The organism is Hyella patelloides LEGE 07179 (assembly GCF_900659865.1).
Lineage (GTDB): Bacteria > Cyanobacteriota > Cyanobacteriia > Cyanobacteriales > Xenococcaceae > Hyella > Hyella patelloides.
This window is the reverse complement of the sequence record NZ_LR213929.1, coordinates 1-6,490: the sequence shown is the minus strand read 5'-3', so window position 1 is coordinate 6,490 and position 6,490 is coordinate 1. Positions and strand designations below refer to the sequence as shown.

General features: G+C 33.8%; 4 protein-coding genes. 2 read left to right on the top strand and 2 right to left on the bottom strand.

Going from position 1 to position 6,490, the window contains the following annotated elements:
- Positions 1-104 precede the first annotated feature (104 nt).
- Both menD and H1P_RS21575 read right to left on the bottom strand, forming a co-directional pair.
- Positions 105-1,838: a 2-succinyl-5-enolpyruvyl-6-hydroxy-3-cyclohexene-1-carboxylic-acid synthase gene (gene menD, locus H1P_RS21580; protein ID WP_144871220.1), complete on the bottom strand. Its 1,734-nt coding sequence runs from the start codon at positions 1,836-1,838 to the stop codon at positions 105-107.
- 230 nt (positions 1,839-2,068) lie between these two features.
- Complete coding sequence (locus H1P_RS21575) at positions 2,069-3,496, bottom strand: isochorismate synthase (protein ID WP_246141877.1); 1,428 nt, start codon at positions 3,494-3,496, stop codon at positions 2,069-2,071.
- A 430-nt stretch (positions 3,497-3,926) separates the two neighbouring features.
- Here H1P_RS21575 and menA point away from each other — a divergent pair, with 430 nt between their 5' ends.
- Positions 3,927-4,841: a 2-carboxy-1,4-naphthoquinone phytyltransferase gene (menA, locus tag H1P_RS21570; RefSeq protein WP_144871216.1), complete on the top strand. Its 915-nt coding sequence runs from the start codon at positions 3,927-3,929 to the stop codon at positions 4,839-4,841.
- Positions 4,842-5,954: 1,113 nt separating this feature from the next.
- Positions 5,955-6,284 (top strand): STAS domain-containing protein, encoded by a 330-nt coding sequence (locus H1P_RS21565; RefSeq protein WP_144871214.1) that lies wholly within the window; start codon positions 5,955-5,957, stop codon positions 6,282-6,284.
- Positions 6,285-6,490: the final 206 nt, after the last annotated feature.

The following is a 6,490-nucleotide window of genomic DNA, read 5'->3' as shown; positions in this document are numbered from 1 at the left end:
CAAAAAAAATTTTTTGACAAGCGAACTCGGCAACTTTTAATCGGCAAAGCAGTAGGGGCGTGCTTGCCATTCGTCTTTAAATTTTGATGAGTAATTTTTAGTTACTAGGGACTTCTCCAAAAATCATTTTTTAACCAAGAAGCATCTTGCTTTCTGTCAGTTTTAATCTCTAAAAGTCTCATACCTTTTTTAGGTAAAGGGTTTAATAATGGGGGTAGTTGTTGCCAATTATCAATCAACTTATACTCAACACCATAAGTTTTACATAATTGGGCAAAGTTAATATTTTGTGGTATGGCAAAGTACTCTTCAAAAGGTGGATCGAATTGAGAGATTGGCAAAGTTTCAAAAATACCACCACCATTATTGTTAATCACAATGATAGTTAAATGTCCTGAAAAGTGGTTATTAATTAGAAATCCGTTGGTGTCGTGTAGTAGTGCCAAATCGCCACTTAATATCACCGTAGGGCGATCGCCATCAGCAATTCCTAAAGCAGTGGATAATGTACCATCAATACCATTTGCACCCCGATTAAAATAAGGGATCACTTGACTATTATTGGGTTGCCAAAAAAATTCGGCATTTCTCACCGACATACTATTAGCTAAAAAAATTGGCGTTTTTGGGGGTAAATGTTGAGAAATTAACCAAGCAGTTTTTCCTTCATAAAGATTGTCTAGAGGTCTTAATTTTTCTGCGATCGCTTTAATAGTTTTAGTTTCTAATTCGCACCAATTTTTTAAATAGTTACCGACATTATTAATAATATCTTCAGTTATAATACTTTTAGTAAATGCTTTGATAGAAGTTCTTAAATGAATTGTTTTACTATGTAAGGGATCGAAGTTTTCCTGATTACAAGTAATAATATAACGAGTTGCTTGAACTGAACTAAGCCAGTTTCTTAATTGTTTGCTGGTGGGTAATTCTCCTATTTGAATAATGACTTTTGGCTGTAATTTGGCTGCTTGTGTTGGCTCTCGTAAAATAGTATCGTAAGTTGTAATTAAATAAGGATTTAGCCTTGCATAATTACGTAAAGGAGATAAAGCTTCTGCTAATACAGGGAATTGCAATTTTTTAGCTAGTAAAGCAATTTCTTGACAATACTTTTCAGGATGTTCTGTTTGAGTTAAACCACTAATAATAATGCCTTCCGTATCTAATTTTAGAGATGGAAACATCATATTACACTGAATATTGTTATTAAGATTAAACCCCCGAAGGTGAGAAAAAAAATCCTGTTTGGCAAATTTTGCCATCTTAGCTTGTATTTCTGGTTGGATAATTGGTGCTAGTGGTTCACGAAAAGGACAATTAAGATGCACCACTCCCCTAAAAGGAAATAATGATTTTTCCCAAGCTTGCACTATATGTTGTCTTAGGTAACAAAGCATTTCTCTATTAGCTTCAGGTATTGCTAACTCGGTATACCAGTTGGGGTAATTACCATAAAGCTTAATCTGATCTATAGTTTGTCCCGCATGACAATGGCGTAATTCTGGAGGGCGATCCGCCGTTAATACAATGAGGGGTACACCAGTCTCTTTAGCTTCAATTATCGCAGGATAAAAGTTTGCTCCTGCTGTTCCCGAACTACAAACTAAAACTACAGGAAGATGAGTTCTCTTAGCTTTTCCCAAGGCGAAAAAAGCTGCGGAACGTTCATCTAAAATAGGAATAGTTCTTACTTGAGGATGTTTGGCAAAAGCAATAGTTAAAGGGGTGGAACGAGAACCAGGACAAATAACAGTATCTTTTAATCCCAAACAAACTAAAGTTTCAACTAAAACAGAACACCATAAAGTATTTACATTACGAGAATCTAGCAGCATTACCTAGCTAACAATTAACTGAGTGAATATCATATTGTTTGATTAGAACATTTATCATGTCTTAAATTCTATAGTCAATTTTAACTGGCTATAAATTGAAAAAGCTTTACCTACGCTAGATAAAGATAACGTGACGTTAGAGCCGATAACTTCAATCATTTATTAATGTGAATTCGATAAATACAAAATCAAGCTGACATTTATCAATGTTTAATAATAAACGATAAATGTCAAACCAAAGCTTTGAGCAAAGATTGTAATTTAAGTTGAATTTCCACAAATTCTTTATCAGGATTAGAACCAGAAACAATTCCCGCACCAGCATAAAGACGAGCGCGATTTTTTTCAATTAAAGCCGAGCGAATTCCTACTACAAATTCACAATTTTCTCGACGATCGATCCATCCTAAAGGGGCAGCATATAAAGCACGATCAAATTTTTCGTAATGGCGAATTTTGTCAAAAACAATTTTATTAGGAACTCCTGCAACTGCTGGAGTAGGATGTAATTGAGCAACGATATCTAAAGGATCGATTCCTTTCGGTAAATGGGCATAAATTGGTGTCCAAAGGTGCTGTATATTTGATAGCTGTAACAATTGCAGGGGTAATTGATGGGGCTTTAATCCCATATCTTGCAGCCTTTCTAATATAAAATCGCTGACTGCTTGATGCTCTCGTTTTTCTTTACGATTTTTGAGTAAAATGTTTGCCCATTGCACATCTTCAGAAGTGCTTTTTCCTCTAGGAGCAGAACCAGCTAAAGCATCAGTTACTAACTGTTTATTTTGAATACTCACTAAACGTTCGGGACTCGCACCAATAAAATCCTGTCCTCGATCATTCCCAATAGCAAATATATAGCAATCTGGATGACGCTCGCGAAGATTACTTAAAGAATCAGTAACATTAAAATGTTTTTCTGATTTAATATCTACTGCATGGGCAATTACTATTTTGCTCAATTCATCTATTGCAATAGAGTCTAATGCAGAACGAACTGTAGATTTAAAATACTGAGAATTTTGTGCTGAAAATAAGTTTCGCTCTTCCCAGCTAACTTCTTCTCTCTCTCTAGTAGAAAGCTGTTCGTATCGTGACCAATCAATAGACTGTATTTTTTGACTGAATTGTGTTTTAATTTGCTTTAAATTTTGTTGGTTAACTAGCGGGAAGTTAACAATAAAAAAATGATTTTTATTCTTTTTGGCAATTTGAAAACGAGGTAAAAAAATAGTAGCAGCAGGATGAGACTTATTAGCTAATTCTGATTGACTAAAGAAAGAAAAACTACAAAAAATACGAGCTTCACTACCATTTATGTTAGTATCTCCCTCTGAGATGATTTGTTTAAAACAGCTTTTAATAAAACTTTGTGTTTTCGCAAATCTGGCATTAGATTCGATCGTTAAATTTCTAGTAATTCCCCATGCAGCAATCGCTTCTTGTTTGCTAGGATTTTCCCAATAAAACCGTAGAGTATTAGTAGGAGCAAACTGTTGTAAAACAGCTAAAGGATCGACCACAGGAATTTTTTGAACAAAGCTCAAAATTTTAGTACTTTCATCAACTGAAAAAGAAAAAGATCGATGGTGCCAAAAATTATCTAGTTCCAGGCGATCGAGAATAAATTCATTTTCTTGAGATATTACGGGCATAGATATTTTAGATTGTGTCATTCCAAAGGGAAACAAGGGTAAAATTTTATTAAAAAAATTAAATTATGGGATTAACTGCCAGCAATTAGCAAAAAAATTGCTGTCTCAATTGTATGTTAATAAATTATTGCCAGGCTCTTATATTCTATAGAGATAAACCTATAGAGCTTATGATGCTGCAATCTCCTTCTCTTTCAGTCTGTCAAAATTGTATAAATATTTGGTGGAAAAGCACAACACCTCACCAAAGCAGATTGAACCGATCGTGTCCGATCTAATAGTAAAACATGAATTTTCGTAAAACTTTGTAAACTAAAGGATTCAGACCTGATAGGGTACAAGATAGTCACGAAAAATAGTAGGTTGTTAGACCTAGTGTTTAATTTCGTTAAGCTAGTATGTTTTTGTTGTAAATGCGATCGCGATTTGAATGACCACCAATCAAGTAAAATCAGAAAACCTGAACATCTCTTCTCGTAAACTGTGGTTAGCTGCTATCAAACCTCCTATTTATAGCGTTGCAGTTATTCCGATTTTAGCGGGTACAGCCGTCGCTTTTGCTGAAACCAGAAATTTTACACCTAATATCTGTTTCACTTTTCTCGGCTCGGCTATTTTAATTATTGCTTGGCTTAATCTCAGTAATGATGTTTTTGATGCTGATACTGGTATCGATGTTAACAAAGCTCATTCTGTAGTCAATCTTACAGGAAACCAATCCTTAATTTTTTGGCTCAGTAACCTTTGTTTACTGCTTGGTTTTTGTGGGATTGCTTTGATCTGTTGGTGGCAAAAAGATTGGATGGTATTTAACCTAATTTTACTTTGTTGTGCTTTGGGCTATTCTTATCAAGGACCTCCCTTTCGTTTTGGTTACTTGGGGTTAGGAGAGATTATTTGTTTCTTTACTTTTGGTCCTGGTGCAGTGTCGGCTGCTTACTATTCCCAAACTCACAACTTTTCCCTTGCTTGTTGGGCGGTTGCTACTTTAATTGGTATTAGTACTTCGATTATTCTCTTTTGCTCTCATTTCCACCAGGTAGAAGACGATTTAGCAGCAGGAAAGAGATCGCCTATTGTGCGTCTTGGCACAGCCAGAGGAGCGAAAGTATTAGCCATTTTAACCATTAGTATCTATTTGGGTACAACTATCTTGAGCATCCTTGGCTATCTTCCTCAGACAACATGGCTTATTTTTGCCAGCTTACCTATCGCTTTTCAGCTAGTGAATCATGTTGCCCAGTATCATGATTCTCCTCAAAAAGTGAGTAACAGCAAATTTATAGCTGTTAATCTTTATCTAGTTAGTTCAACATTACTAATAACTGGGTTAGTGATCTCTTGATCTATCCCTCTTATGTCATCTTGGGTAAATCAAAAAAACTAACAAGCGATGAGTTTCTTTTGTTGTTGTCGAAAAATTCTCAGATTACTAAACCCCAAAAACTCGTTCATAATCTCAATTAATTTAAGAAACCCTCGTTTCGTTTCATGCGAGGCTGAGTGAAGATTTCTAACCAAGGTAGAATTAAACAATGAAAGATATAGGGTTGACGAGTGCGGGGAGATTCCGCTTTCAATAATTTTATTTTTGGGATTCAACAATTAATCTATTTGATAATAAAGCGAGCTTCCGCCCCTGGCGAGGTAACATCGCGACATGAGAAGGCGCGAGTTGACCCTACAAAGTTTTTATGAATGATTTAGGATTGCTACATAATCATAACTTTTCCCAAAAAAAGTCTTGACCTCATGTTATGTTTTACATGACTTTTGGGAACTCTGTTCTATATAAAAAGCTGATAGAGACTATCTTTATTAATAGTATGGTCAGTTTCTACTGGAGCAAAACAGTTTGAGTATCATCATAAATTCTTGTCATAAATAGCTTGATAGTTCAGAAGTGTAAGTCAGTTTATCTCTTATTACTTCCCAAATTTTTCCATGACATTGATTGTCTGAGATAAATATAGATAACGTGTATTCAAAATACAATGTTAAAGAAGCTAATTTTATATCAATCAATTTTAACTGAATTCATGATTGCGACAATTTTAAATTAACCACTAATCCTAAAGTAGTGAGTGAGAACAAATAAATAAAAATTAGACTGTAAAATAAAGCGAAATTTAAAAATTGCGGATCAAAGATCATCATCAAAAGTAGAGATAGTCTGGAAATCAAATCAACCTCTTTTACAGATCATCATCAAGCAATAACATTTATTTTTTATGTTTAACCAGCTATAAGCTGTAAGCAAGGTTTAATTTATCTACTTCGTGCATAGTGGAATAAGGCATAGTGGTGGGTTTAATTCCCTCACTATGCCAGTCAAGCTTATAGCTAATCGCTACGCGATTTTAATTAGTCGCACTTTGAATTAAAGGCTTCTTCGACAATTATTCAAAAAATAAATCTGGATTAATTAAATTTACCACAATAAAAGGAGGTTGCTGTGATGATAGAAATAGTGAAAATTATTCAACCATCTGGACAACTCGATAACAACAATATTAATTTATTGCATAAAGAGGTCATGAACTTCTTAACTAGAGGAGTTCAAATAATTCTTATTGACTTCCAAGATGTAACGTACATCGATCTCGATAGTGTAGAATTTTTAAAAATCATCTTATATGATGTCCATAATCATCAAGGTTATTTTTATATTTGCTCTCTCAATGAACAAGTATATACAACATTTAAAGTTACTAATAATACAAGTATTTTTAATCCTTTAACAGACCGTAAAGAATTTGAAGAAACAGTTTTATCTAAAATTTTATAGTTACATTAAAATATTTATTAATAAAATGTTCTTTACTTTACATAATTCTCATCAAGTATAAATTATAAAATATAAAACTTTAAATGAATTTAACTTACTAATAAGCAATTTCAAACAAAATTGTCTAATTATTTATTCAATTTGGACACTCTATGGATAGTATATTCACGAAGTCAGAAATCTGAAGTCGTGATGTCAGTCGTTTT

What these genes read in the sequence shown, in the direction of transcription:
- menA (WP_144871216.1), top strand. Translation starts at nt 3,927, where the DNA reads ATGACCACCAATCAAGTAAAATCAGAAAACCTGAACATCTCTTCTCGT.
- menD (WP_144871220.1), bottom strand. Translation starts at nt 1,838, where the DNA reads ATGCTGCTAGATTCTCGTAATGTAAATACTTTATGGTGTTCTGTTTTA.
- H1P_RS21575 (WP_246141877.1), bottom strand. Translation starts at nt 3,496, where the DNA reads ATGCCCGTAATATCTCAAGAAAATGAATTTATTCTCGATCGCCTGGAA.
- H1P_RS21565 (WP_144871214.1), top strand. Translation starts at nt 5,955, where the DNA reads ATGATAGAAATAGTGAAAATTATTCAACCATCTGGACAACTCGATAAC.